We start from the raw sequence: 24,791 nt of genomic DNA on the forward strand, positions 1-24,791 counted from the left end.
TGGCAGGCCATTGGCGATATCTGCAATCTCTTCTCTCCAACAGAATGCAGAAACTACTTCACTGCCGCAGGCTATGGACTCACATGAAAGTCCGCCGCTCTAGGGAAGATGCGGCTGCACCAGAAACTCATGGTCGGCGCGATGACGATCGAGGCGTCAGTTCGTGCGCAAGTCGATCTGGAAAATACGCTCGTCGAAATGCTGCGTTTCGACGGCAAAGGTCAAAGCCACTTCGAGGACCATACCGCCACGGTCGTCCCGGACCTTGACTGCAATCCTGCGGTGAGGAAGGCCATCCCTGGCCATCTCGGCCAATGTGCGAAGGGCTTCTTTCCTGACCAGCGGGAAATCGTCATATAAGGTTCCCTGATCGTCGGAATAGACGATTCCGTCTTCATCGGAATCAAAGAAGTAGTGGGGCATTGCGCTTGGCCGAAGCTCGGCATCCGGGCACGTTGTCGGCAGATGGCCGCGATCTCGGCCAATCGCGATCAGTGCCTCTCCACCGTTGGCTTCGCCGCCATCTCACTTGCGCTCGCGCAATGCCTTCACCGCCTGCGAGAGGATCATCCGGTCGCCGCCGGTCCTTTTGATCAGCTTGCTCACCTGGCTGGGCGAAACACCATTTTCCCGCGCGAAATATTCGACCTCGTAATACTCATCCACCGAAACACGCTTGCGGTCGCTGAAGTCTCGCTTGCTCTTGTCGTCGGCCATTTCTGTTCTCCTCGCCCCTTCTCTTCGCTTCCGGGGGTCAGCTTTGACGCACGCAGCAATTTGAGGTTTCGCTCGCCACAAACTGACGGGCGAACCTATCGGCGCAGGAAGGGACAGGCTGCGCAGCTGTCGGGTTCGATCGGAGTGGAACAGCCAAGATCGGTGCGAGCAACCGTCGACTTTTCCATGGAATCCTCCCGGCACGTGCAGCCCGAAACGGCCACGCGCCGCCACGGTTCCGGGTCACGCGGCAAACCCACCCTTTGCGCGCACGGATCAGACTTAGGTCCTGCGGTAACACGTCGGTTGGTCCCTGCCGGGCAGGACCGAAGCCCCGTCGACGGAACGTTTTCAGCTGCCTTCCGTTCGAGTGAGCCTTGGCGTGAAGAGCGGACCGAGTTCGCAAAGGAGACGATCCATGAGAATGCATTTTTCCACCGCAGTGGCGGGATTTCTGCTGCTGGCAGGCGTCGGAGCCGTTGCGGCGCAAGACGTCGTCATCGAGCCGGAGCAGGAAACGGTCATCAAGGAGTATGTGAAGAAGCAGCCGCTGGCCTCGGTGAAAATCCCTGGGGTGGAGCTCAATATCGGCTCAACGCTTCCCGATACAGTCGAGCTTCATGAAGTCCCCAACGTCAAATACCGCTATGTCGTCGTCGACAACCGCACCGTCGTCGTCGATCCCGGCACGCGCAAGATCGTCAAGATCATCGAGTGACGTGAAAATTCAGGCAGCCGTCACCCGCCGCTCAGAATGAGCGGCGGGTGACGTTTGCGTTAGGCGGCTCCGCGGCGTCGTCGCTCGGCAGGAACCCGCCGTACATGGACGGCCGGGGGGCCTCACAGGCAGTTTCAATGCGAACAATCAGCAGACTTTTCGATTCCCATGACCAGGCGGCGCGTGCCGTCGAAACGCTTCAGGCAGCAGGAATTGCGCGCCACCAGATCAGCGTCATCGGACCCTACGATGATGAAATCGGCGCCGTCTTGCGCGGTCCAGGCAGCGGTGCCGCCCTTGGCGCGGCGGCGGGTTTGTTGGCCGGCCTCGGCGCCTTTGATATCCCAGGCGTCGATCCCGTCGGCGCGGGATGGCTGGCATCTACCCTCGTCAGTGCAGCCTTGGGCTGCATTGCCGGCAGGCTTTTCGACACATTGTCCGATAGCGGCAAGCAGCCAGGCCGGCGGGATGCCGAACAGGGTGTGATCCTGGTGCTGGCGCACGTCGATGAAAGGCAGGCCGACACCGCACAGGCGGTGCTTGGAGCTTCCGTTCAGGCAACGCAGTCTTTGGCCAGAGCGGCCTGAAGATTCAACTCCTGCAAAGCGCTTGACCAGACCGCACAGCGGGGCGATCAAGGCACGCACCCAAAAATCTCTGGCAAGCCGCCGCCAGAAAGTGTTGAACACCGTGCCAATCACATTCGGCGAGCGGTTGCGCTCGGCGAGGCTTGATGATTTGCTGTCGGTTTGCGGAGAACGAATGATGCATGAGCCTGTCGGTCAAGACGAATATGGGTCGACCAGCCCGTTCGATCCGGACGATCTGTCGAGGTTGAACGCAATCGGCCCGAGCGCCGGCGGCAACGATTTCGAAAAATACGCAGTCGCCGTGATCATCGTGTTCGGCGCCCTGATCATCGGCGGCCTGATGGCTGCCGGCTTGAGCTTCGGGCGCCGCAGCACCTTCTTTTTCGCGCTTGGCGGCGCCACTGCAGCATGGATATCCGGCAATGCGCTTCTGCTCGACCGGCCGCGCATCTACGCGCTGTTCGTCGGCATCGCGGCGCTGATGCTGATTGCGTCGACAATCGCGCTGGTCACCTGAAGCAAGGCGCAATCTTCTTGTTGACCATGATCTTATCCGAAAACCGGTTCCCACTTTTTGGGGTTTAATACCCGATAGCCTTGCCGGCTGCGGCGCGGCTGTCGATGGCGCCATTGTAGCGGGCGCCGCCACCCTTCTCGATTTCCGCCAGGCTCTTGCCGCCGACCAGGATGCCGGCCGCCTGGCCCCAGGTCGTGTCGGCAAGATCGAGACGGTAGCCCATGCCGGTAAGCAGCTTTTCGGTATCGGGCGACAGGCCGAAAGGTTCGATATAGACCGTGTCGGGCAACCATTGGTGATGGATGCGCGGTGCGTCGATGGCCTCCTGGATGTTCATGCCGTGGTCGACGACGTTGACGATCGCCTCCAGCGTGATGGTGATGATGCGGGAACCGCCGGGGCTGCCGATGACCATGAACGGCTTGCCGTCTTTGGCGAGGATGGTGGGGCTCATCGACGACAGCGGCGTCTTTTTCGGCGCGATCGCATTCGCCTCGCCCTGGACCAGGCCATAGAGATTGGGCACGCCGGGTTTCTGGGTGAAATCGTCCATCTCGTTGTTGAGCAGGATGCCGGTGCCGGCGGCGACGACGCCGGCGCCGAACGAGCCGTTCAGCGTGTAGGTTACCGCGACGGCATTGCCATCATTGTCGATGATCGAAAAATGCGTCGTCTCGCTGCTCTCGCCAAAGCCCTTCGGCATCAATTCCTGCGAGACGCCGGCCCGGAACGGATCGATCTTTTCGCGAATTTCCCTGGCGTAATTCTTGTCGAGCAGTTTTGCGACCGGATTGTCGACGAAGCCGGGATCGCCGAGCGCCGAATTGCGGTCGACATAGGCGTGGCGCATCGCCTCGACCATGACGTGAACCGTCTCGGCCGAACCGGCGCCGAGATAGGACAGCGGGTAGAACTCAAGCACGTTGAGGATCTCGCAGATGATGACGCCGCCGGAGCTTGGCGGCGGCGAGGAAATGATCTCGTAGCCGCGATAATTGCAGGTCACCGGCTTGAGCTCGCGCACGGCATAATTTTCGAAATCCGCCTTGGCCAGAATGCCGCCCTTCTCGCCGCTCGCCTTGACGATGGCGTCGGCGATCGCACCTTTGTAGAAGGGATCCACGCCGCGTTCCGAAATCGCGGCAAGCGAGGCCGCGAGATCGGCCTGGATAAGGCGCTCGCCGACGGCATAGGGCTTGCCGTCCGGCTTGAGGAAAATGACGGCCGCCGCTGGGTCCCTGGCCAGCCGCTCGGCGCCGCCCAGGAGCGAGGCCACATCGCCCTGCTCCAGCACGAAACCGTCCTTGGCATAGCGGATAGCCGGCGCCAGCAAATCCTGCCGCGTCAGCGTGCCGTATTTCTCCCGCGCCATCTCGAAGCCGGCCACCGAACCGGGCACGCCGACCGCCAGATAGCCGTCGAGACTGGCGCCCTTTACCGGCTTGCCGTCCTTGTCGAGATACATGGTTTTGGTCGCGGCGAGCGGCGCGCGCTCGCGGAAATCGACGAAGGTCGAACGGCCGTCCTTGAAGCGGATGGTCATGAAGCCGCCGCCGCCGATGTTGCCGGCGGTCGGGTAGACGACAGCCAGAGCGTAGCCGACAGCGACCGCTGCATCGACCGCGTTGCCGCCCTTCTTCAGCACCTCGACGCCGACTTCCGACGCCAGATGCTGGGCGGTCACCACCATGCCGTGCTCGCCCTTCGCCGGCTGCGGCGAGGCGGCAAAGGCGAGGAACGGCACGAAGGTCAGGGTGAGGGAAAGGGTGACGGCGATTAGGGTTCGGCGGGTGTTGTGCATGGCCGTTCTCCGAGGCGTGGGTAGGCCTAGGAAACGCGCTTGGAGAGGTTGAGTCTACTGACATTAATGGGAAGATATGGCGAGGCTTGCGCCTTCTATCGACACCATTCATGGCACCCATTCATGGCGGAGAGGAACCCAAGCTGAAATGAAGCCACGATCCAACGCTGACAAGCAATTTTGTTCTTGCTTTGTGCCGGCAGCTATGCTACTAATTTGGGTATGGTGCTATTTGGCTCCAACGACCCGCCTCAGGCGGGTTTTTCATTTTCACCAGCATCAAACAATCCCGCCGCCGACGCTCGCCACCGCCGGCCGTTCCGCTGCAACCTTCGCCCGGTAGCCGGCGGCGCGGTAGGCGGCGACTGGATCGATGGCGCCGCCTGTCTTCAGCCGTGCCGTGGCAAGTATCGGCTCGACATCGGTGCGATAGGCTATCTTCAACGTCTGCGTCGCCATCAGCGCGTCGTTGGTATCCTGGAAGCCTTCGAGCGCCCTGCGGTCGACCAGCAGCGCCTGCGCATAGGCGCGCTGCACTTCTATCGCCGACAGCATCAGGCTTTCGATCGGATCGGTGATGTTGTGGCTCTGGTCGAGCATGTGGGCCGGATCGAAGCCTTCGGCGCCTGAAAGCTCGGCATCGACCAGTTCGTTGAAGACCAGAAAGAGGCGGTAGGGATCGATCGAGCCGGCGTCGAGGTCGTCGTCGCCATATTTCGAATCGTTGAAGTGGAAGCCTCCGAGTTTTTTGAACTGGATCAGCCGCGACACGATCATCTCGATATTGACGTTGGGGGCGTGATGGCCGAGGTCGACCAGGCAGAACGCCTTGTCGCCAAGCTCTTTGGCGATGATGTAGTTGGTGCCCCAATCCTGCACGACGGTCGAATAGAAGGCCGGCTCGTACATCTTGTGCTCGGTGAACAGCTTCCAGTCGTCCGGCAGCCCGGCGTAGATCTCCTTCATCGCGTCGAGATAGCGCTCGAATGCCTTGGCGAAGTTGACCTGGCCGGGGAAGTTCGAGCCGTCGCCGATCCACACCGTCAGCGCTTTCGAGCCCAGCGTCCTGCCGATCTCGATGCATTCGAGGTTGTGCTCGACCGCCTGCCGGCGTGTTGCTGCATCGGCATGCGACAGCGAGCCGAATTTATAGGAAAGCTTCTGGTCGCTGGCGTCGGAGAAGGTGTTCGAGTTGATGGCGTCGAAGCCGAGACCGAAGCGGGATGCCGCCTGCTTCAGCCGGTTCGGATCGGCCTTGTCCCAGGGAATATGCAGCGAGACGGTCGGCGTCGCCTGCGTCAGTTGCCGGATGACGGCACAGTCCTCGATCTTGTCGAAAATGTCGCGCGGCTCGCCAGCGCCTGGAAAACGGGCAAAGCGGGTGCCGCCGGTGCCGACGCCCCAGGACGGAATGGCGACCGCGAATTTCTCGACCTTGTCTCTGACAGCGTCGATGGCGATGCCGCGGCGGTCGAGGCGCTCGCCGAGAGAGTCGTAATCGCGCTTGAGGTCGGCGTTGCGCGCGGCATTATGCTTGTCGACGAGGTCGACGGAGATGATGGTTTCGGACATGGTTCCTCCCAAATGCGTTCGGTTGGCGCTGCCCCTTACCCGCCTGCCGGCACCTTCTCCCCCGGGGAGAAGGGTAAAGTTCCGGCCTCGGCGCCAACCCCTCAAAGACGGTCGCTTATCGCGTAAAACTCTGTGCGTTGCCGGCGTCGACGTTGATGATGTTGCCGGTCGATTTTGCCGACATATCGGAGGCGAAGAAATAGATCGCTTCGGCGATGTCCTCTGGGAATACCGAGCGCTTCAGCATCGAACGCGAGCGGTAATGCTCCTCGAGATCGTCGGTCGACATCTTGTAGGCGGCGGCGCGCTGTTCCTTCCACTCGCCGCTCCAGATCTTCGAGCCGCGCAGCACGGCGTCGGGATTGACGACATTGACCCTGATCTGTGCTTCCGCCCCTTCCAGCGCCAGGCAGCGTGCCAGATGGATCTCGGCGGCCTTGGCCGTGCAATAGGCGGCGGCGTTGGGCGATGCGGCAAGCCCGTTCTTGGAAGCGACGAAGACGATGTTGCCGCCGATGTTTTGCGCCCGGAACAGCCGGAACGCTTCGCGCGAAACCAGGAAATAGCCGGTCGACAGGATGTCCATGTTCTTGTTCCACAGCGCCAGCGTGGTGTCCTCGATCGGCGCCGAGGTTGCCAGGCCGGCATTCGACACGAGGATATCGATGCCGCCGAATTCGACCGCCGTCTCGGCAAAACCGGAGATCACCTGGTCCTCGGACGTGACGTTGATGACGACGGGCCGCACGAAATCCTTGCCATAAGCCTTGGCAAGCTCCTCATTGGCGCTGGCAAGGGCTGCTTCGTCGATGTCGGCCAGCACGACGCACGCGCCTTCGCGCAGCAGCCGGTTGGCGGTGGCCCGGCCGATGCCGCCGGCGCCGCCGGTGACCAGCGCGATCTGGCCGGCAAGGGCCTTTGGTTTCGGCAGGCGCTGCAGCTTTGCCTCTTCGAGCAGCCAGTATTCGATGTCGAAGGCTTCCTGGTCGGGCAGGCCGACATAGGCCGACACCGTCGAGGCGCCGCGAATGACGTTGATGGCGTTGACGTAGAATTCGCCTGAAATGCGCGCCGTCGCCTTGTCGCCGGCGAAGGTGAACATGCCGACGCCGGGCACCAGATAGACCACGGCGTTGGGATCGCGCGCCGGCGGCGAATCCGGGTGCTTGCAGCGGTCATAATAAGCCTGATAGCCGACGCGATACTCCGCCACGTCATCGGCAAGACGGGCAATGACGGCATCGACGTCGGGATTTTGAGGGTCGAACTCGATGACCAGCGGCCGGATCTTGGTGCGCAGGAAATGGTCCGGGCAGGACGTGCCGAGTGCCGCCAGCGGCCGCAAATCCCTGGAATTGACGAATTCGAGCACGGCAGGCGAATCATCGAAATGGCCGAGCTTGTGGCTGTTCTCGGAGATCAGGCCGCGGATCCTCGGCATCAGTTTTGCGGCCACGGCGCGACGCGCCGGCGCATCGAGGGATTTGACGACTTCGCCGCCGAAGATCGGCTTGCCCTGGCTCTTGCGCTCGAACCAGTCGATTGCCTGATTGATAACCGAGATCGTGGTCTCGTAGCATTCCTTCGGCGTGTCGCCCCAGCTGAACAGACCATGGCTGGCCAGCACGACGCCCTTGGCGTCGGGGTTCTCGAGGCAGAATTTCTCCAGCCACAGGCCGAGTTCGAAGCCCGGACGTTTCCATGGCAGCCAGCCGATCGTGTCGCCGAAGATCTCCTTGGTCAGCGCCTGCGAATCCTTGGCGGCGGCAATGGCGATGATGGCGTCGGGATGCATATGATCGACATAAGGCTTCGGCACGAAGGCATGCAGCGGCGTGTCGATCGAGGCCGCGCGCGGGTTGAGATTGAAGGTGCAGTGAGGCAGATAGCCGACCATCTCGTCTTCATGTTCGAGGCCGCGATAGAGACCCTTCAGCGCCCGCAGTTTATCCATGTACAGTGTGGCGAAGCCGTCGAGCTTGATCGAGGCGCTGTCGCCGCCCGAGCCCTTGACCCACAGCACTTCCACGCTTTCGCCGGTGAGCGGATCGTTTTGCCAGATCTTGGAGGAGGTGTTGCCGCCGCCATAATTGGTGACGCGCTTGTCGGAGCCAAGGACGTTCGAGCGATAGACCAGACGTTCCGGTTCGCTCATTGCTTGCGCTTTTGCGTTATCCCAAAGATTGGCGAGGCGCGTGCCGGAGCGCTTGTCGAGCATAGGTATCCTCCCTTTGGGACACGCAAACGGCGCCGGTCCCTTTTGTACGAATTTCTACGCAAGCGGCTGTCTTGTCAATCACAAACGATCAATATCAGTCATATTGCATTGCACAATGAAATTATCTGATCGGAAATGATTGACACTGCGCGCTTTGGGTGCCTAGATGCTCAAGCAGGGAGGAACCATGCACGAGAAAGAGCGCCACAGGATCATTTTGTCCGCCGTCCAGGAAAAACCTGTGGTGACGGTGCAGGAGATGGTCGACCTGACGGAGTCGTCCGAGGCGACGATTCGGCGCGACATCGCGGCATTGCACGTGCAAAAACGCCTGCGCCGGGTGCGCGGCGGTGCAGAGGCGCTTTCGCCGCCGCAGTTCATCGGCCTTGCCGGCCGGCCCTTTTCCGTCAACGAGACCATCAACGCTGCGCAGAAACGGGCAATCGCGCGGGAAGCCGTGGAACTCTGCAAGGATGGCGAGCCGATCATCATCAATGGCGGCACCACCACCTTCCAGATGGTGCATTTCCTGACCGGCCGGCGCATGCCGATCTTCACCAATTCCTTTCCGATCGCCGAGCACCTGCTCAGACATTCCAAGAACACGGTAATGCTGTCGGGCGGCACCATCTACCGCGAGCAGAACATCATCCTGTCGCCCTTCGACAATGACGTGACGCGCAATTTTTACGCGCGCCGCATGTTCATGGGCGCGCAGGGACTGGGACCGCTCGGTCTGATGGAAGGCGACCCGCTGCTGATCCAGGCCGAGCAGAAGCTGATCGACCAGGCAGACGAGTTGGTGGTGCTGGTCGATTCCTCGAAGTTCCGCAGACGCTCGAGCCTGATCCTGTGCGGCCTGTCGCGCATCGCCACGGTGATCACCGACGACGGCATCGAGGATCGCGAAGCCAAGATGCTGGAGACCGCCGGCGTGACGCTGATCATCGCCCGCACAACGGCAAGCAATAAAGAAGAATCTTCGCTGCAGGCCTGAGAAAACTCACGCCCGCAGCGGCGATGGAATGCAACGCTCAAGGGAGGATATTCGATGAGCTTCTTTAGGAAATTGATGGTTACGGCGGCGTTCTCCGCCGCCATGTTCGTGAATGCCGCCTATGCTGAGAACGTCAAAATCGCGCTGGTGGTGAAGTCGCTCGGCAACGGCTTCTTCGACGCCGCCAACAAAGGCGCCGAAGAGGCGGCCAAGGAACTAGGCGATGTCGACATCATCTACACCGGCCCGACCAAGGCGACCGCCGAAGCGCAGATCGAAGTGGTCAATTCGCTTATCGCACAGAAGGTCAACGCCATCGCCATTTCGGCGAACGACGCCGACGCGCTGGTGCCGGTGCTCAAGAAGGCGATGGAGCGCGGCATCACCGTCATCTCGTGGGATTCGGGCGTCGCGCCGGAAGGACGCCAGCTTCACCTCAACCCCTCCGACACCAACCTGATCGGCGAGACCATCATCAAGCTTGCCGCCGACTACCTGCCTGAAGGCGGCGACGTCGCCATCCTGTCGGCTTCGTCGACCGCGACCAACCAGAATGCCTGGATCGACGCGGCCAAGAAGGTGCTGCCGGAGAAGTTCCCCAAGATCAAGCTCGTCGCCACCGTCTATGGCGACGACGACTCGGCCAAGAGCACGGATGAAGCCAAGGGTCTTTTGAAGTCCTATCCGAACCTCAAGGCGATCATCGCACCGACCACGGTCGGCGTCGTTGCCGCCGCGCAGGTGGTGACCGATGAAGGCCTGATCGGCAAGGTCAACGTCACCGGCCTGGCGCTGCCGTCGGAGTTCAAGAAGTTCATCGACAATGGCGCCAGCCAGGCGGTTGCGCTGTGGAACCCGATCGATCTCGGCTACTCCGCCGTCTACCTCGCCCACGACCTGGCGGTGAAGAAGGAAGAAGCCAAGCCCGGTGCTACGCTGTCGATCGGCCGCGTCGGCAAGGTCACGCTCGACGACACCAATTCGGCTGCCATGGCTCCGCCCTTCCAGTTCGACAAGTCGAACATCGAAAAGTTCTCCAAGATCTATTGATCCTGGAGCCTTCGAAACGGTGCGGCGGGGCTCAGGTCCCGCCGCGCTTTCAAACGAACCTTGTTTCAGGGCTTGATACGATTATGGACACGACAGCCCAACACGAAATGGCAAAGGAAGCGCCTTTGTCTTCCGGACCGCGCCTGACGCTGTCCGGCATCTCGAAAAGCTTTCCCGGCGTGCGCGCGCTGCACGACGTCCGCCTGTCGCTCTATCCCGGCCAGGTGACCGCGCTGATCGGCGAAAACGGCGCCGGCAAGTCGACGCTGGTCAAAATAATGACCGGCATCTACCAACCGGATGCTGGCACCATCAGCATCGACGGCCAGCCGGTCACACTGCCCAGCGCCCACGCCGCGTTCGGGCATGGCATCACCGCCATCCACCAGGAAACCGTGCTGTTCGACGACCTGACGGTGGCCGAAAACATCTTCCTCGGCCATGCGCCGCGCACGCGTTTCAAAACCATCGACTGGCGCACCATGCGCAAGAATGCCCGCGAGGTGCTCGACACGATGGGCGCCGGCCATATCGACGCCGACGCCAGACTGAAGGATCTCGGCATTGCCAACAAGCACCTAGTCGCGGTTGCCCGCGCTATGTCCATCGACGCGCGGATCGTCATCATGGACGAGCCGACGGCAGCGCTTTCGATGAAGGAGATCGAAGAGCTTTTCCTGCTGATCGAATTCCTCAAAAGCGACGGCAAGGCGATCCTGTTCATCAGCCACAAATTCGATGAGATCTACCACATCGCCGACCGCTATACCGTGTTCCGGGACGGCGAGATGGTCGGCGAAGGCCTGATCAAGGACGCCGGCCAGAGCCAGATCGTGCGCATGATGGTCGGTCGCTCGGTCGATCACATCTTTCCGCAGCGCAGGGCCGAGATCGGCGCGCCGGTGCTGGCCGTCTCCGGCCTGTCGCACCCGACCGAGTTCGACGACATAGGCTTCGAGCTGCACAGGGGCGAAATCCTCGGCTTCTACGGCCTTGTCGGCGCCGGGCGCAGCGAGGTGATGCAGGCGATATCAGGCATCACCCGCACCAGCGGCGGCACGATCACGCTGGAGGGTAAGGCAATCGCGCCGAAATCGGCGGCGGATTCGATCGACGCCGGCATCGTCTATGTGCCGGAGGAGCGCGGCAAGCAAGGCGTGGTGATCGGCCTGCCGATCTTCCAGAATGTCTCGCTGCCCTCGCTCAAACGGACATCCAAGTCCGGCATATTGCGGCTGGCCGAAGAGTTCGCGCTGGCCCGCTCCTACACCGAGCGGCTCGATCTGCGCGCCTCCTCGCTCAGCCAGGACGTCGGCACGCTGTCGGGCGGCAACCAGCAGAAGATCGTCATCGCCAAATGGCTGGCGACCGCGCCTAAGGTGATCATCCTGGACGAGCCGACCAAGGGCATCGACATCGGCTCGAAGGCGGCCGTGCACGGCTTCATGGCCGAGCTCGTCGCGCAAGGCCTGTCGGTGATCATGGTGTCGTCCGAATTGCCGGAAATCCTCGGCATGTCGGACCGCGTCGTCGTTATGCGCGAGGGCCGCATTGCCGCGGTCTACGACAATAAAGGGCTCGACGCCGAAACCTTGGTCAGGACGGCAGCGGGGATCGCGGCATGAAGGCTCTTCTCAAACATCGCGAGGTCTGGCTGCTGGCGGCAATCGTCGTGCTGATCGGGCTGATCTCCACGCGGTTTCCAGGTTTTGCCGATCCGGCCAACCTGCGCCAGGTGTTCAACGACACGTCGATCCTGATGATCCTGGCGCTCGGCCAGATGGTCGTCATCCTGACCCGCTCGATCGACCTGTCGATGGCTTCAAATCTCTGCTTCACCGGCATGGTGGTGGCAATGCTGAACGCCGCGCATCCGGCGATCCCGATCCCGCTGCTGATCGTCATCGCATTGCTGGTCGGCCTGGTGCTCGGCGCCATCAACGGCCTGCTGGTATGGCGGCTGAACATTCCCTCGATCGTGGTAACGCTCGGCACCCTCACCATCTACCGCGGCGCTACCTTCGTCATATCAGGCGGCGCCTGGGTCAACGCCGACCAGATGAGCGCTGAGTTCATCGGCCTGCAGCGCGCGGCTTTCCTCGGCATTCCGGTTCTGTCCTGGATCGCCATACTGGTCATTGCATTGTTTTTCCTGGTGATGACGCGCACCGCGCTCGGCCGCTCGATCTATGCCATCGGCGTCAACCCGACCGCATCGGTCTATGCCGGCATCGATGTCGGCCGGACGAAATTCATCGTCTTCTGCATCTCGGGGATGATCGGCGGCCTCTGTGGCTATCTGTGGATCTCGCGCTACGTCATCGCCTCGGTCGAGGTCGCGAATGGTTATGAGCTCAATATCATCGCGGCCTGCGTCATCGGCGGCATTTCGATTGCCGGCGGCATCGGTTCGGTCGGCGGCGCGGTGCTCGGCGCGCTGTTCCTCGGCATCATCTCCAACGCGCTGCCGGTGATCAACATCTCACCCTTCTGGCAGATGGCGATTTCAGGCAGCGCCATCATCCTGGCCGTGGTGCTCAACGCGCGCGGCGAACGCCGGCAAGGCCGCATCATTCTCAAAAAGGCGGAAGCGGCATGATGGACACCCCTGCTCCACGCCATATTCCCGACCGGCTCGACAAGCCTTTCACTGCGGCGATTTTTTCATGGGAAGCGCTGCTGGTCGCCGTCGCGGTGGCCATCTTCGCCGTCAACAGTTTTGCCTCGCCCTATTTCCTCGACGCTTGGTCGCTCTCAGACCTGACCTTCAACTTCACGGAAAAGGCGCTGATCGCGCTGGCCATGGCGCTGCTGATCATCTCCGGCGAAATCGACCTGTCGGTCGCCGCCATCATTGCGCTGGCGTCAACGATGATGGGCATGGCAGTGCAGGCCGGCGCCGGCACTCCGGCGCTTGTGGCAATCGGCCTCGTCGTCGGGCTCGGCTGCGGCGCCTTCAACGGCGTGCTCGTCACCAGGCTCGGCTTGCCGTCGATCGTCGTCACCATCGGCACGATGAGCCTGTTTCGCGGCATTGCCTTCATCATCCTGGGCGACCAGGCCTACAAGGGCTATCCCGCGAGCTTCGCCTTCTTCGGCCAGGGCTATGTCTGGTGGGTGGTGTCGTTCGAACTGACGCTGTTCCTGATCGCGGCAGTTGTCTACTGGTTCCTTCTGCACCGCACGAGCTTCGGCCGCCGGATCTTTGCCATCGGCAACAACCCGGTCGCGGCACAGTTTTCCGGGGTGCGCGTCGGCCGCATCAAATTCATCCTGTTTTGCTTGACCGGCCTGATGGCGGGCATCGCCTCGGTGCTGATCACCTCGCGGCTCGGCTCGACCCGGCCGTCGATCGCGCAAGGCTATGAATTGGAAGTCATCACCATGGTGGTGCTCGGTGGCGTCAGCATCCTGGGCGGGGCCGGCAGCATAGTGGGCGTCGTGCTCGCGGCCTTCATCATGGGGCTGGTGACCTTCGGCCTCGGCCTGCTCAACGTGCCGGGGATCGTCATGTCGATCTTCATCGGCCTGCTGCTGATCATCGTCATCGCACTGCCGATCCTGTGGCGGCGCGTACGGCGGGAGCGCTTTGCCTGATGCCCGAAAAATATGCGTTCAAGATGAAGCTCAATCCGGGCATGAAGGCCGAATACAAGAGGCGCCACGACGACATCTGGCCGTCACTCGTAGCGTTGCTGAAACAGGCCGGTATCTCCGATTATTCGATCCATCTCGACGAGGAGACCAACATCCTGTTCGGCGTGCTGTGGCGACGCGATGACCACGGGATGGACGAATTGCCGAAGCATCCGGTGATGCAGCGTTGGTGGGCCGAGATGGCGGACATCATGGAGACCAGGCCGAACAACGAGCCGGTGGCGGTGCCGCTGGAAACAATGTTCCATATGGAATGACCCGCAACGTCGCCGTCATCGATATCGGCAAGACCAACGCCAAGGTGGCGCTGGTCGATCTCGCCACATCGAGCGAAGTGGCCCTGCGCACGGTGGCGAACGAGCCGGTTCGGCAAGGGACGTACCCGCATCATGACGTCGAGCTTCTGTGGTCGTTCATCCTCGGCAGCCTGGCCGAGATCGATCGCGAGCAGCGCATCGATGCGATATCGATCACCACCCATGGCGCGACGGGAGTGCTGGTCGATGCATCAGGCGAACTGGCGCTGCCGGTGCTCGATTACGAATTCGACGGGCCGGATGCCCTTGCCGGGGACTACGACACGATCCGTCCGGCGTTCTCCGAAACCGGCACGCCGCGCCTGCCGGCCGGCCTCAATCTCGGCGCGCAGCTGTTCTGGCAGCAGAAGCGCTTTCCGGCGGATTTCGCCAGAACCGCCGCTATGCTGATGTATCCGCAATACTGGGCCTTGCGCCTGACCGGCGTCGCCGCCAGCGAGGTGACTTCGCTCGGCTGCCACACCGATCTATGGAACCCGTGGAAAGCGGATTTTTCCTCGCTGGTCGACCGGCTGCAATGGCGCCGGCTAATGGCGCCGGTGCGGCCGGCCACGGACCGCCTGGGCCCGATCCTGCCCGCCCTCGCGCGGCAAACCGGCCTCGACCCGCAAACGCCGGTATTTTGCGGCCTGCACGATTCCAACGCCTCGCTGCTGCCGCATCTCCTATCCAGCAAGCCGCCTTTCTCCGTCGTCTCGACCGGCACCTGGGTGGTGTCGATGGGGGTCGGCGGCAGCAAGGTCACGCTCGATCCGGCACGCGACACGCTGGTCAATGTCAACGCACTCGGCGATCCCGTGCCGTCGGCGCGCTTCATGGGCGGCCGTGAGTTCTCCCTGCTGACCGAGGGCCAATCGGAGAACTGGACGGAAGACGATGTTGCTACGGTGCTGGCGCGCAAGACGTCCCTATTGCCTTCCACGCAACAGGGTTCGGGGCCGTTTCCGCATCGTACCGCATCATGGTTTAACGCGGACGGTATGAGCGCCGGCCAGCGCTCTGTCGCCATCTCGTTCTACCTGGCGCTGATGACCGCGACCTGCCTCGATCTGATCGGCGCGGACGGTCCCACCGTCGTCGAAGGACCCTTCGCCCGCAACCGGCTGTTCACCCGCATGCTGGCTGCGGCGACTGCGCGCGCCGCCATTGCCTCCGAGGCTGCGACTGGTACCAGCATCGGCGCCGCCTTGCTGGCGTCGGACCAGGGGACACCGCAAGGCAGAGGCGAAAGGACCGAACCGTCGGCCGATCCGGTCTGGACAAGTTTCGTGCGCTCCTGGCGTTCGGCGATCGACGAACGAGCCTGACCGCCGAGCTCATGGCGTCCTGATGTTCGGAGATGCCTAGCCCACGTAGAGCAATCCTTGCGGATCGATCTCCGGCTTGCGGCCGGCAACGAGGTCGGCAAGGAACTTTCCCGAGCCGCAGGCCATGGTCCAGCCGAGGTGGCCGTGGCCGGTGTCGAGGTAGAGATTGTCGTACCGCGCCCGGCCGATGACCGGCACGGAGCTCGGCATCATCGGGCGAAGTCCAGCCCAGAGCTCGGCCTTGCTCTCGTCGAAAGCCCCGGGGAACAGGTCCTTGCCGGTGTTCAGGATCGAGTTGAAATCGCGTGGCTTGAACGTGCGGTCGAAACCGGTGAACTCCGCCGTCGAGGACATCCGCAGCCGGTTTCCCAGCCTGGAATAGCCGATCAGCCGGTCCTCGTCGGCGCCGCCCATGATCGGCCCCTTGCTTTCATCTTCCAGCGGAACAGTCACGGTATAGCCCTTCACCGGATAGACGGGCAGATCGATTCCGTAGCGGCGGCCGAGCAGACCGCTCTCCGGCCCCATGGAAATAACCACCGCGTCACCGGCCACGGGGCCGGCCGAAGTCATCACGGCGCGCACGCGGCCGCCGTCGATGTCGAGGCCTTCGACCGTGGTGCCGTAGAGGAATTGGACGCCGAGTTTCTCGGCGGCATAGGCAGCGAGGCGCTGCGTGAATTGGCTGGAGTCGCCGGTCTGGTCGATCGGCGAATAGACGCCGCCGGCTATCTTGTCCTTGGCGGCGGCAAGGCCGGGCTCGAGCTCGACCAGCCGGTCGCGGCCGACGATCTCGATCGGCAGGCCGTGTTCGCCGAGATAGCGATAATTGTCGGTGCCGGTATCAAAGCTTTGCTGCGAGCGGAAGAAATAGAGAATGCCTTTCTTGCGCTCGTCATAGTGGATGCCGGTTTCGGCGGAGACGGCGTTGATGCAGTCGCGCGAATAGAGCGCCAGACGCAGCTTGACGTCGGTGTTGGCGCGCATGCGCTTATGCGTGCACTGGCGCAGGAAGCGCAGGCTCCAGGCGAAAAAATACGGATCGAAGCGCAGCCGCACCTTGATGCCGAGATCGTGGTTGTAGAGGCCGCGCAGGAACGTCTTCAGCGCGGCTGGCGAGGCCCAGGCGGTGGCGTCTCCGGGCGACACCAGGCCGGCATTCGACCGGCTGGTGCCGCGTGCTGCCGCCGGATGGCGCTCGATCACCGTCACCTCATGGCCGTCGCTGGCCAGATAATAGGCCGCCGCCGTACCGACGACGCCGGCCCCAAGTACCAGGATTTTCATTCCGCCCCCAGCGCGCCGAACCAACCTTTGCGGAGAGCCCGCTTCACCCCAGAGCCGAATTCTTGCTGGTCAGGATGCGCTCCCAGGCAAGCGCATCGGCAACGATCTGGTCGAGGTTGTCGCGCTGCGGGGTCCAGCCGAGCTCACCGCGCGCCAGCTCCGAATTGGCGACGACCGCGGCGGCGTCGCCGGCGCGGCGATCGCCCATCCGTACCTCGAAATCATGGCCGAAGACGCGGCGGACGCTGTCGATGACCTCGAGCACCGAATAGCCGTGGCTGTAGCCGCAATTGGCGACCAGGCTCGATCCGCCGGCACGCAGCCGCTGCAGCGCCAGCCGATGCGCCGCCGCCAGGTCGCTGACGTGGATATAGTCGCGCATGCAGGTGCCGTCCGGCGTCGGATAGTCGGTGCCGAACACCTGCATGAAGGGGCGCTTGCCGAGCGCCGTCTCGCAGGCGACCTTGATCAGATGCGTGGCGCCGGGCGTCGACTGGCCGGTGCGGCCCTTCGGATCGGCGCCGGCGACGTTGAAATAGCGCAGCGCCGTATAGCGCAGCCCATGGGCAATGCCCGCGTCGCGCAGCATCCATTCGCTCATCAGCTTGGACAGGCCATAGGGCGATTCCGGCGCAAGCCGGGCATCCTCGCGCACCGGCTCCAGTCCAGCGCCGCCGTAGACGGCGGCGGTCGAGGAAAAGATGAAATTGGGCACGCCTTCGCGCACCGCGGTCTCGATCAAGGTGCGCGTCTTGCAGGTGTTGTTCTCGTAATAGGCAAGCGGGTCGGCAACCGATTCGGGGACCACGATCGAGCCGGCGAAATGGATGATCGCGTCAACCTTATTGTCGCGGATGATCGAGGCAACCAGTTCCCTGTCGGCGACGTCGCCGACGACGAGCTTTGCTTCCGGAGCCACTGCCCATTCAAAGCCGGTGGAAAGCCGGTCGAGGACGACGACGCTGTCACCCGTGTCCAGCAATTCCCAGACCATATGGCTACCGATATAGCCGGCCCCGCCTGTCACCAAAACCGTCATCCGCATCCTCGCTATTCATGATTTGTCGGAACTGTCTCAATCGTCGCCTTACTGGAAAACCTGCCGCCGAGCCATTAGAACCTGCGGTAACCGGTCTCATCGGCGCGTGGCATTGTCCTGAAACAAGATTGATCCACATCAAGGGAATAGGCCACGTTCCGTGGTCGTTAGGAACAGGCTCGGGGCGTGGCATTTTGACCAAAAAGGCCAAGTGGACGACGAATGGGCCAATGACTATGATCGCGCGCAAAATTGGGAAGGCGACATGAACTACCAGCGGTTTTTCGAGGAAGCGATCGACCAGCTCCATGCAGAGCGTCGCTACCGCGTCTTCGCCGACCTTGAGCGTATCGTCGGGAAATTCCCGCGCGCCATCTGGCGCGCCAATGGCCGCGCCGAGGAAATCACCGTCTGGTGCTCCAACGACTATCTCGGCATGGGCCAGCATCCCGACGTCATTGCCGCGTTCCAGAAGGCGGCAGGCAAGATGGGGTCGGGCGCCGGCGGCACCCGCAACATCTCCGGCACCAGCAACCCGCTGGTCGAGCTCGAACTGGAGCTTGCCGACCTGCACGACAAGGAAGCGGCACTGGTTTTCACCTCCGGCTTCGTTTCAAACGAGGCGTCGATCTCGACCATTGCAAAGCTGCTTCCCAATTGCCTGATCATCTCGGACGAGCTCAACCACGCTTCGATGATCGAGGGCGTGCGGCGCTCGGGCGCCGAGAAGAAGATCTTCCGCCATAATGACGTGGCACATCTCGAAAGCCTGCTGCAGACGGCTGGCCGCGAGCGCGCCAAGCTGATCGTCTTCGAGAGCGTCTATTCGATGGACGGCGACATCGCGCCGATCAAGCAGATCGTCGAACTCGCCGAGCGTTACAACGCCATGACCTACATCGACGAGGTCCACGCCGTCGGCATGTACGGGCCGCGCGGCGGCGGCATCACCGAGCGCGAAGGGCTGGCCGACCGCATCGACATCATCGAGGGCACGCTGGCCAAGGCGTTCGGCACGCTTGGCGGCTACATCGCCGGCAACACTGCGGTGATCGACGCGGTGCGCTCCTATGCGCCGGGCTTCATCTTCACCACGGCGTTGCCGCCAGCGATCGCTGCAGCGGCAACCACCTCGATCCGCCATCTCAAGCGTTCGCAGGCCGAGCGCGACGCGCAGCTACGTCAGGCGACACGGACCAAGCAAGTGCTGGCCGCAGCCGGCCTGCCGGTGATGGAATCGCCTACCCACATCGTGCCGCTTCTGGTCGGCGATCCCGAGCTCTGCAAGATGGCCAGCGACCGCCTGCTCGGTGTGCACGGCATCTATATCCAGCCGATCAACTACCCGACAGTGCCGCGCGGCACCGAGCGGCTGCGCATCACGCCTACACCGTTCCATTCGGACGCGCTGATTGCCTCCCTGCAGGACGCGCTGGTCGAGACATGGGACGCGTTGGGGATTCCCTACGGTTCGGCCGGCCGGCCTTCAGTAGCCAAGAGCGACCGCGTCATTCCGTTGCTGGTGCCGAAGTCGGGCGGGTGAAGCCCGTTTGAAACTCTACTCAGGCTTTGAGGCAGCTCACACACTCGTCATCCATTTCGCCAGCCGGTGCGCGGCTTCTTCGAGCTGGTCGAGGCGGCGGTGGAAGCACAGCCTGAGGAAGGCTTCGCCGCCGGGGCCGAAGGCGGTGCCGGGGGCCAGGCCGACATTGGCGCGGTCGACCATGTCGAAGGCGGCGGCGCGGGAATCGGTGACGCCGTCGACCGCGAAGAACAGATAGAATGCGCCCTGCGGCACGGTGAAGCGCGCCCGGCCGGTTTCGGCAAGAATACCGCAGACCAGGTCGCGCGCCGCCCTCGCCCGCTCCACCTGCTCGACGATGAAGGCATCGCCCTCATCCAGCGCAACGACGGCCCCGCGCTGCATGAACTGGGCAACGCCGGAAGTCGAATACTGGACCAGGTTTTCGAACACCTGCTGCAAGGTGGGATGGATCTTGATCCAGCCGATGCGCCAGCCGGTCATCGCCCAGTTCTTGGAAAAAGAATTGACGAACAGAATGCGGTCCTCATCGGCCATGATGTCGATGAACGACGGCGCGCGGCCGTGGCCGTAATGAAACAGCGAGTAGATCTCGTCGGCGATAATCCACAGACCCCTTTGGCGGGCAAGATCGAGGATCGCCTGCAACGTTTCCTTGTCGGCAGTCCAGCCGGTCGGGTTGGACGGCGTGTTGACGAACAGCGCCTTGGTCCGTGGCGTGATCGCCGCTGCGATCTTGTCGACATCGCAGGACCAGCCATTGCCCGACTGATCGAGCGTCACCGCGACTGGCACGGCGCCGGCTACCCCGGCGGCGGCGGCGAAGTTCGGCCATGCCGGCGACAGGTAGACGAGTTCGTCGCCCTTGCCGGCCACCGCGTCGATGGCCAGCTGGATGGCATGCATGCCGGAGCCGGTGACGATGAATTCTTCGTTGGCGAAAGTCTTGCCGAAATGCCTGGTGTAGTAGCGGGCGAGCGCCTGCCTGAGTTCGGGAATGCCTCTCTGCCAGGTATAGAAGGTTTCGCCGCCGGCGAGTGCCTTGGCGGCGGCATCGGTGATGAAGGCGGGCGTCGGCAGGTCACCCTCGCCGGCCCAGAGCGGGATCATGCCGTCGCGGCCGCGGCCACGGTTCATGACGGCGACAATGCCGCTTTCAGGCGCCGCCCGAGCCTCGGCGCGCAAGGTATCGATCAAGGTCATGGATAGGTCCGTTTTCGTTTGCTCGACTGCTAGCGTGTTTCAGGGCGGGCGAAAACAGAAAACCCCGGCCGCAAGCGACCAGGGTTTTGGTCCAGAGAGGTTCTCGCAAGTGCTATTTTCTGGCGAGGAGATCGCGAATTTCGGTGAGCAGCGCGACGTCGGCTGGCGGCGGAGCGGCCGGGGCAGCCGGTTTTTCGCGCTCCAGCCGCTGGCGCAGATTGTTCACCGCTTTGATCATCAGGAAGATGATGAAAGCGAGGATAAGGAAGTTCAGCGCCACGGTGATGAAGCTGCCATAGGCGAAGACAGCGCCCTGTTTCTTCGCATCGGCCAGTGAGGTTGCATTCACCGCGGAAGACAGGGGTATGAAGTAGTTGTTGAAGTCCAGTCCTCCGAAGATCGCGCCAACAATAGGCATGATGATGTCGTCGACCAGCGAGGTGACGATCTTGCCGAAGGCAGCGCCAATGATGACGGCGACGGCCAGGTCCATCACATTGCCCCTGGAAATGAATTCCTGAAACTCTTTCAGCATTCGACTCCTCCTTGTCCTGACCGGCCGTTCTGCCGTCCGCTCCTCGGCATTGACCGGCCAGCAGAATAGCAAAAACCTGCGGTTGCAACAGGAGCAAAAGCTGGTTTCAGCCGGTCACGATTGCCTGACGCAGCCGCTATAATACGCCGAAAGCCGCGATGGACTCGATCGCCAAGCTGTGATTGCGTCAGCAAGGCCGGATGAAAAGCCGGCGCAGGGAGGAAGTTCGAGGCGTGCAGGGCTGGTTCATCGTCATCATCGCGATCGCCTATGTGACGTTGCTGTTTGCCATCGCCAGCCTGGGCGACCGGCGCTCGACTTCATCCGGCCCCGGCCGCGCCCGGCCCTTCATCTATGCGCTCAGCCTTGCCATCTACTGCACCTCCTGGACCTTCTTCGGCTCGGTCGGGCTGTCCTCCGAGCGCGGCCTCGAGTTCCTCGGCATCTATATCGGACCGGTGCTGGTGTTTGTGTTCGGCTTTCCGCTGCTGCAGCGCATTGTCAGGCTGGCCAAGACCGAGAAGATCACCTCGATCGCCGACTTTCTCGGCGCCCGCTACGGCAAGAGTTTTGCCGTCGCGGCGATCGCCACACTGATTGCGACCATCGGCGCGGTGCCCTATATGGCGCTGCAATTGAAGGCAATCTCCGGCTCGGTCAGCCTGATGGTCGAGCACTATACCGGCGCGCCGCCCTCCTTCGATCCGTTCGTCAGCGACATCTCGCTGGTCGTGGCCATGCTGCTGGCGCTGTTCGCGGTGCTGTTCGGCACGCGCCATGCCGACGCCACCGAACACCAGGACGGGCTGGTGCTGGCTGTGGCAGTCGAAACGGTGGTCAAGCTCGCCGCCTTCCTGGCGATCGGCCTGATGGTCACGTTCCTGATCTTCGGCGGGCCAGGCGACACGTTCGACCGGCTCGCCGAAAACACGCAGGTGCGCCAGGCGATGGGCTACAACACCTCGCTCGCTACCTGGCTGGTGCTGACATGCCTGAGCGGCTTTGCCATCCTCATGTTGCCGCGCCAGTTCTACGTCACCATCGTCGAAAACCGCAGCGAGGCCGAGCTGCGCACCGCGACATGGGTGTTTCCGCTCTATCTGGTGGCGATCAACCTGTTCGTGCTGCCGATCGCGCTGGCCGGCCTGGAACTGGTCGGCACGAGAACCAGCAGCGATCTCTATGTGCTGTCGCTGCCGCTGTTCAGCGGCCACGACGTGCTGGCCATGGCCGCCTTCATCGGCGGCCTGTCGGCGGCGACCGCAATGGTGATCGTCGAAAGCGTCGCGCTGTCGATCATGATCTCCAACGATCTGGTCATTCCTCTGTTCGTGAGGCGATTGCTGCGGACAACGACCTCCGAGAACGAGGACTGGTCGACGCTCATCTTGAATGTGCGGCGGGCGGCGATCTTCATCATGCTGTTTATCGCCTTCCTCTACTACCGCGAGAGCACCAACAACGCGCGACTGTCCTCGATCGGCCTGATGTCGTTCGCCGCGATCGCGCAGTTCGCGCCGGCAATGATCGGCGGCCTGGTCTGGCGCGGCGCCAACGGCCGGGGTGCCGCACTGGGCATGGTCGCCGGCATCGTCGTCTGGAGCTACACGCTGCTGCTTCCCTCGCTCGTCGCGCCCGATACCGGCATCCTCGTCCACGGCCTGTTCGGCTTAGAGGTGTTGCGGCCGCAAGCTCTGTTCGGCACCGTCGCCGAGCCGCTGAACCATGGCGTGCTGTGGAGCCTGTCGATCAACACGCTGTTTTTTGTGTTCGGCTCGCTGTCGCGGGCGTCGGTGCCACTGGAGCGCATCCAGGCGTCGATCTTCGTGCCGCGCGAGGCGGGGCCGCTGCCGAGCCTGCGCCGCTTCCGCACCACCATCACCGTCAACGACCTCAAGGACACGATCGCGCGCTATCTTGGTGTCGAACGGACCGAGCGGTCCTTCCAGTCATTCGAAAAGAGCAGCGGCACTTCACTGCACGGCAACGAGCAGGCCAGCATGGATGTCATCCGCTTCTCCGAGCAGCTTCTGGCCAGTGCCGTCGGCTCCTCTTCGGCGCGGCTGATCCTGTCGCTGCTGCTGCGCCGCAACGACCGCGAATCCAAGGACGCCTTCCGCCTGCTCGACGACGCCACAGAGGCGCTGCAGCACAATCGGGACCTGCTGCAGATCGCGCTCGACCAGATGGAACAGGGCATCACTGTCTTCGACCGGGATTTTCGGTTGATCTGCTGGAACCGCCAGTACCGGGCGCTGTTCGACCTGCCCGACGAGATGGGCCAGGTCGGCGTCTCACTCGATCGTATCCTGCGCCACCTTGCCGAGCGCGGCGATATACCGGCAGATCAACGCGTTACCATGCTGAACCGCCTGACCAGCTTCGTCAGCCCCTGGCAGATGGAGCTGAAGACCAGCGGGCGCATTCTCGAATTGCGCTCCAACCCGATGCCGGACGGCGGCATCGTCGCCACCTACGCTGACATTTCCGGACGCGTCGAGCAGGATCTGGCGCTCAAGCGCGCCAACGAATCCCTGGAACAGCGGGTGAAGAGCCGCACCGCCGAGCTCACCCGCGTCAACGAGGAGCTGGCGCAGGCGCAGATGCTGGCCGAGGAGGCCAATCTCGGCAAGACCCGCTTCCTCGCTGCCGCCGGCCATGACATCTTGCAGCCGCTGAACGCCGCCCGCCTCTATTGCTCGTCGCTGATCGAGAAGACCGGCAAGGGGCCCGCCGGCAAGGCGGCGATGAACATCGAATCGTCGCTGGAATCGGTCGAGACCATCCTCGGCGCGGTGCTCGACATTTCGCGCCTCGATGCCGGCGCGATGAAGCCGGACGATACGACCTTCGGCCTCGACGGGCTGCTGCGCCAGATCGGCAACGACTTCCGGCCGCTTGCCGCCGAAAAGAAGCTCGAGCTCTCGATCATGCCGTCGTCGCTCAGCGTGATGACGGACCGCAATCTGCTGCGCCGCCTGATCCAGAACCTGGTCTCCAACGCCATCAAGTATACGCGCCGTGGCCGTATCCTGGTCGGCGTGCGGCGGCGCGGCGAACTGGCCGAGATCCAGGTGATCGACACCGGCATCGGCATTGCCGGCGACAAGCTGAACACCGTGTTTCGCGAATTCACCCGGCTGGACGAAGGCGCACGCGAGGCGGAAGGCCTTGGCCTTGGGCTCTCCATTGTCGACCGCATCGCCCGCGTCCTGCGCCTCGAAATCCGGATCTTTTCCAACCCCGGCAAGGGCACACGCTTTTCCGTGCTGCTGCCTGTGGCGGCCGTGCAGGCGCCGCGACGCGAGGCGGAGGCGAAGCCGCCTGCCCGTGCCGCGGCCTCGCTTGCCGGGCTCAATGTGCTCTGCATCGACAACGACGCCCGCATCCTCGACGGCATGCGGCTCCTGCTCGAGGGCTGGGGCTGCAGCGTCGACACGCTTTCCGGCGCGGAGGATCTCGACAGGTCCGGCATGCATCGGCCGGACATCGTGCTTGCCGACTATCATCTCGACAACAGGACCGGCCTCGAATTGATCGCCCAGTTGCGTGCGATCCATGGCGAGGACCTGCCGGCCGTGCTGGTCACCGCCGACCGCTCCAGCGAAGTTCGCGCCGCCGCCGGCAGGCTCGACGTGCCGGTGATCAGCAAACCGCTAAAACCGGCGGTGCTGCGCTCGATGATGGCCAGGGTCAGGCCGCTGGCGCCGGCGGCCGAATAGG

At 62.9% G+C, this 24,791-nt stretch carries 21 protein-coding genes; 11 read left to right on the forward strand and 10 right to left on the reverse strand.

Annotated features, from left to right (window positions below):
- Positions 1–156: 156 nt before the first annotated feature.
- Both NKJ13_RS16025 and NKJ13_RS16030 read right to left on the reverse strand, forming a co-directional pair.
- A complete protein-coding gene (locus tag NKJ13_RS16025; RefSeq protein WP_352777886.1) occupies positions 157–423 on the reverse strand; it encodes a DUF6894 family protein in 267 nt (88 codons plus the stop codon).
- 102 nt (positions 424–525) lie between these two features.
- On the reverse strand, positions 526–717 hold the full coding sequence (locus NKJ13_RS16030; protein WP_254820019.1) for a DUF3606 domain-containing protein: 192 nt from the start codon (positions 715–717) through the stop codon (positions 526–528).
- 418 nt (positions 718–1,135) lie between these two features.
- On the opposite strand from NKJ13_RS16030, the gene NKJ13_RS16035 reads away from it, so the two are divergent.
- Positions 1,136–1,435, forward strand: coding sequence for a DUF1236 domain-containing protein (locus NKJ13_RS16035; RefSeq protein ID WP_352506214.1), 300 nt, complete (start codon positions 1,136–1,138; stop codon positions 1,433–1,435).
- A gap of 134 nt (positions 1,436–1,569) precedes the next feature.
- On the opposite strand, the gene NKJ13_RS16040 is transcribed toward NKJ13_RS16035, so the two are convergent.
- Positions 1,570–2,073 (reverse strand): hypothetical protein, encoded by a 504-nt coding sequence (locus NKJ13_RS16040; protein WP_352702238.1) that lies wholly within the window; start codon positions 2,071–2,073, stop codon positions 1,570–1,572.
- 124 nt (positions 2,074–2,197) lie between these two features.
- On the opposite strand from NKJ13_RS16040, the gene NKJ13_RS16045 reads away from it, so the two are divergent.
- Positions 2,198–2,542, forward strand: coding sequence for a hypothetical protein (locus NKJ13_RS16045; protein WP_352702240.1), 345 nt, complete (start codon positions 2,198–2,200; stop codon positions 2,540–2,542).
- Positions 2,543–2,606: 64 nt separating this feature from the next.
- Here the strand turns inward: NKJ13_RS16045 and ggt are convergent, their stop codons facing one another.
- The 3 genes from ggt to NKJ13_RS16060 form a co-directional block, all read right to left on the reverse strand.
- The gene (gene ggt / locus NKJ13_RS16050) at positions 2,607–4,343 is read right to left on the reverse strand and encodes a gamma-glutamyltransferase (RefSeq protein ID WP_352702242.1); all 1,737 of its coding nucleotides are present in this window, start codon (positions 4,341–4,343) and stop codon (positions 2,607–2,609) included.
- Between the two features lie 279 nt (positions 4,344–4,622).
- Positions 4,623–5,915 carry an L-rhamnose catabolism isomerase gene (gene rhaI / locus NKJ13_RS16055; protein ID WP_352506211.1) on the reverse strand — a complete coding sequence of 431 codons (1,293 nt, stop codon included), beginning with the start codon at positions 5,913–5,915 and terminating at the stop codon, positions 4,623–4,625.
- Between the two features lie 115 nt (positions 5,916–6,030).
- On the reverse strand, positions 6,031–8,133 hold the full coding sequence (locus tag NKJ13_RS16060; RefSeq protein ID WP_352738466.1) for a bifunctional rhamnulose-1-phosphate aldolase/short-chain dehydrogenase: 2,103 nt from the start codon (positions 8,131–8,133) through the stop codon (positions 6,031–6,033).
- Between the two features lie 187 nt (positions 8,134–8,320).
- Between NKJ13_RS16060 and NKJ13_RS16065 the strand changes: the two genes are divergently transcribed.
- The 7 genes from NKJ13_RS16065 to NKJ13_RS16095 all read left to right on the forward strand — a co-directional run bounded on the left by NKJ13_RS16065 (position 8,321) and on the right by NKJ13_RS16095 (position 15,461).
- Positions 8,321–9,130, forward strand: coding sequence for a DeoR/GlpR family DNA-binding transcription regulator (locus NKJ13_RS16065; RefSeq protein ID WP_352702247.1), 810 nt, complete (start codon positions 8,321–8,323; stop codon positions 9,128–9,130).
- 54 nt (positions 9,131–9,184) lie between these two features.
- Positions 9,185–10,180: a rhamnose ABC transporter substrate-binding protein gene (rhaS, locus tag NKJ13_RS16070; RefSeq protein ID WP_254820009.1), complete on the forward strand. Its 996-nt coding sequence runs from the start codon at positions 9,185–9,187 to the stop codon at positions 10,178–10,180.
- An 83-nt stretch (positions 10,181–10,263) separates the two neighbouring features.
- Positions 10,264–11,805, forward strand: a complete 1,542-nt coding sequence (locus NKJ13_RS16075; protein ID WP_352777887.1) for a sugar ABC transporter ATP-binding protein — start codon at positions 10,264–10,266, stop codon at positions 11,803–11,805.
- Entirely contained in the window at positions 11,802–12,779 is a 978-nt protein-coding gene (locus NKJ13_RS16080; protein WP_352506208.1) for an ABC transporter permease, read from the forward strand. The genes NKJ13_RS16075 and NKJ13_RS16080 overlap by 4 nt, the downstream gene beginning before the upstream one ends.
- Positions 12,776–13,777 (forward strand): ABC transporter permease, encoded by a 1,002-nt coding sequence (locus NKJ13_RS16085; RefSeq protein ID WP_352506207.1) that lies wholly within the window; start codon positions 12,776–12,778, stop codon positions 13,775–13,777. The genes NKJ13_RS16080 and NKJ13_RS16085 overlap by 4 nt, the downstream gene beginning before the upstream one ends.
- On the forward strand, positions 13,777–14,094 hold the full coding sequence (gene rhaM / locus NKJ13_RS16090) for an L-rhamnose mutarotase (protein ID WP_352506206.1): 318 nt from the start codon (positions 13,777–13,779) through the stop codon (positions 14,092–14,094). The genes NKJ13_RS16085 and rhaM overlap by 1 nt, the downstream gene beginning before the upstream one ends.
- A complete protein-coding gene (locus NKJ13_RS16095; protein WP_352777888.1) occupies positions 14,091–15,461 on the forward strand; it encodes an FGGY-family carbohydrate kinase in 1,371 nt (456 codons plus the stop codon). Before rhaM ends, NKJ13_RS16095 begins: the two co-directional genes overlap by 4 nt.
- 36 nt (positions 15,462–15,497) lie before the next feature.
- Here NKJ13_RS16095 and NKJ13_RS16100 read toward each other — a convergent pair whose 3' ends face one another.
- Positions 15,498–16,748: a D-amino acid dehydrogenase gene (locus tag NKJ13_RS16100; protein WP_352738452.1), complete on the reverse strand. Its 1,251-nt coding sequence runs from the start codon at positions 16,746–16,748 to the stop codon at positions 15,498–15,500.
- A gap of 43 nt (positions 16,749–16,791) precedes the next feature.
- Positions 16,792–17,787, reverse strand: a complete 996-nt coding sequence (gene galE / locus NKJ13_RS16105) for a UDP-glucose 4-epimerase GalE (RefSeq protein ID WP_352777890.1) — start codon at positions 17,785–17,787, stop codon at positions 16,792–16,794.
- 265 nt (positions 17,788–18,052) lie between these two features.
- On the opposite strand from galE, the gene hemA reads away from it, so the two are divergent.
- A complete protein-coding gene (hemA, locus tag NKJ13_RS16110; protein WP_254816350.1) occupies positions 18,053–19,330 on the forward strand; it encodes a 5-aminolevulinate synthase in 1,278 nt (425 codons plus the stop codon).
- 36 nt (positions 19,331–19,366) lie between these two features.
- Here the strand turns inward: hemA and NKJ13_RS16115 are convergent, their stop codons facing one another.
- Together NKJ13_RS16115 and mscL are read right to left on the reverse strand one after the other, a co-directional pair.
- Positions 19,367–20,533, reverse strand: a complete 1,167-nt coding sequence (locus NKJ13_RS16115; protein ID WP_352506201.1) for a pyridoxal phosphate-dependent aminotransferase — start codon at positions 20,531–20,533, stop codon at positions 19,367–19,369.
- A gap of 112 nt (positions 20,534–20,645) precedes the next feature.
- Positions 20,646–21,068 (reverse strand): large conductance mechanosensitive channel protein MscL, encoded by a 423-nt coding sequence (mscL, locus tag NKJ13_RS16120; protein ID WP_352506200.1) that lies wholly within the window; start codon positions 21,066–21,068, stop codon positions 20,646–20,648.
- A gap of 233 nt (positions 21,069–21,301) precedes the next feature.
- Between mscL and NKJ13_RS16125 the strand changes: the two genes are divergently transcribed.
- A complete protein-coding gene (locus NKJ13_RS16125) occupies positions 21,302–24,790 on the forward strand; it encodes a PAS domain-containing hybrid sensor histidine kinase/response regulator (RefSeq protein WP_352738477.1) in 3,489 nt (1,162 codons plus the stop codon).
- The last annotated feature ends 1 nt before the right edge of the window (position 24,791 follow it).

Source organism: Mesorhizobium sp. M0174 (genome assembly GCF_040322275.1).
Classification (GTDB): Bacteria; Pseudomonadota; Alphaproteobacteria; order Rhizobiales; family Rhizobiaceae; genus Mesorhizobium.

What these genes read in the sequence shown, in the direction of transcription:
- NKJ13_RS16025 (WP_352777886.1), bottom strand. Translation starts at nt 423, where the DNA reads ATGCCCCACTACTTCTTTGATTCCGATGAAGACGGAATCGTCTATTCC.
- NKJ13_RS16030 (WP_254820019.1), bottom strand. Translation starts at nt 717, where the DNA reads ATGGCCGACGACAAGAGCAAGCGAGACTTCAGCGACCGCAAGCGTGTT.
- NKJ13_RS16035 (WP_352506214.1), top strand. Translation starts at nt 1,136, where the DNA reads ATGAGAATGCATTTTTCCACCGCAGTGGCGGGATTTCTGCTGCTGGCA.
- NKJ13_RS16045 (WP_352702240.1), top strand. Translation starts at nt 2,198, where the DNA reads ATGATGCATGAGCCTGTCGGTCAAGACGAATATGGGTCGACCAGCCCG.
- ggt (WP_352702242.1), bottom strand. Translation starts at nt 4,343, where the DNA reads ATGCACAACACCCGCCGAACCCTAATCGCCGTCACCCTTTCCCTCACC.
- rhaI (WP_352506211.1), bottom strand. Translation starts at nt 5,915, where the DNA reads ATGTCCGAAACCATCATCTCCGTCGACCTCGTCGACAAGCATAATGCC.
- NKJ13_RS16060 (WP_352738466.1), bottom strand. Translation starts at nt 8,133, where the DNA reads ATGCTCGACAAGCGCTCCGGCACGCGCCTCGCCAATCTTTGGGATAAC.
- NKJ13_RS16065 (WP_352702247.1), top strand. Translation starts at nt 8,321, where the DNA reads ATGCACGAGAAAGAGCGCCACAGGATCATTTTGTCCGCCGTCCAGGAA.
- rhaS (WP_254820009.1), top strand. Translation starts at nt 9,185, where the DNA reads ATGAGCTTCTTTAGGAAATTGATGGTTACGGCGGCGTTCTCCGCCGCC.
- NKJ13_RS16075 (WP_352777887.1), top strand. Translation starts at nt 10,264, where the DNA reads ATGGACACGACAGCCCAACACGAAATGGCAAAGGAAGCGCCTTTGTCT.
- NKJ13_RS16080 (WP_352506208.1), top strand. Translation starts at nt 11,802, where the DNA reads ATGAAGGCTCTTCTCAAACATCGCGAGGTCTGGCTGCTGGCGGCAATC.
- NKJ13_RS16085 (WP_352506207.1), top strand. Translation starts at nt 12,776, where the DNA reads ATGATGGACACCCCTGCTCCACGCCATATTCCCGACCGGCTCGACAAG.
- rhaM (WP_352506206.1), top strand. Translation starts at nt 13,777, where the DNA reads ATGCCCGAAAAATATGCGTTCAAGATGAAGCTCAATCCGGGCATGAAG.
- NKJ13_RS16095 (WP_352777888.1), top strand. Translation starts at nt 14,091, where the DNA reads ATGACCCGCAACGTCGCCGTCATCGATATCGGCAAGACCAACGCCAAG.
- NKJ13_RS16100 (WP_352738452.1), bottom strand. Translation starts at nt 16,748, where the DNA reads ATGAAAATCCTGGTACTTGGGGCCGGCGTCGTCGGTACGGCGGCGGCC.
- galE (WP_352777890.1), bottom strand. Translation starts at nt 17,787, where the DNA reads ATGACGGTTTTGGTGACAGGCGGGGCCGGCTATATCGGTAGCCATATG.
- hemA (WP_254816350.1), top strand. Translation starts at nt 18,053, where the DNA reads ATGAACTACCAGCGGTTTTTCGAGGAAGCGATCGACCAGCTCCATGCA.
- NKJ13_RS16115 (WP_352506201.1), bottom strand. Translation starts at nt 20,533, where the DNA reads ATGACCTTGATCGATACCTTGCGCGCCGAGGCTCGGGCGGCGCCTGAA.
- mscL (WP_352506200.1), bottom strand. Translation starts at nt 21,068, where the DNA reads ATGCTGAAAGAGTTTCAGGAATTCATTTCCAGGGGCAATGTGATGGAC.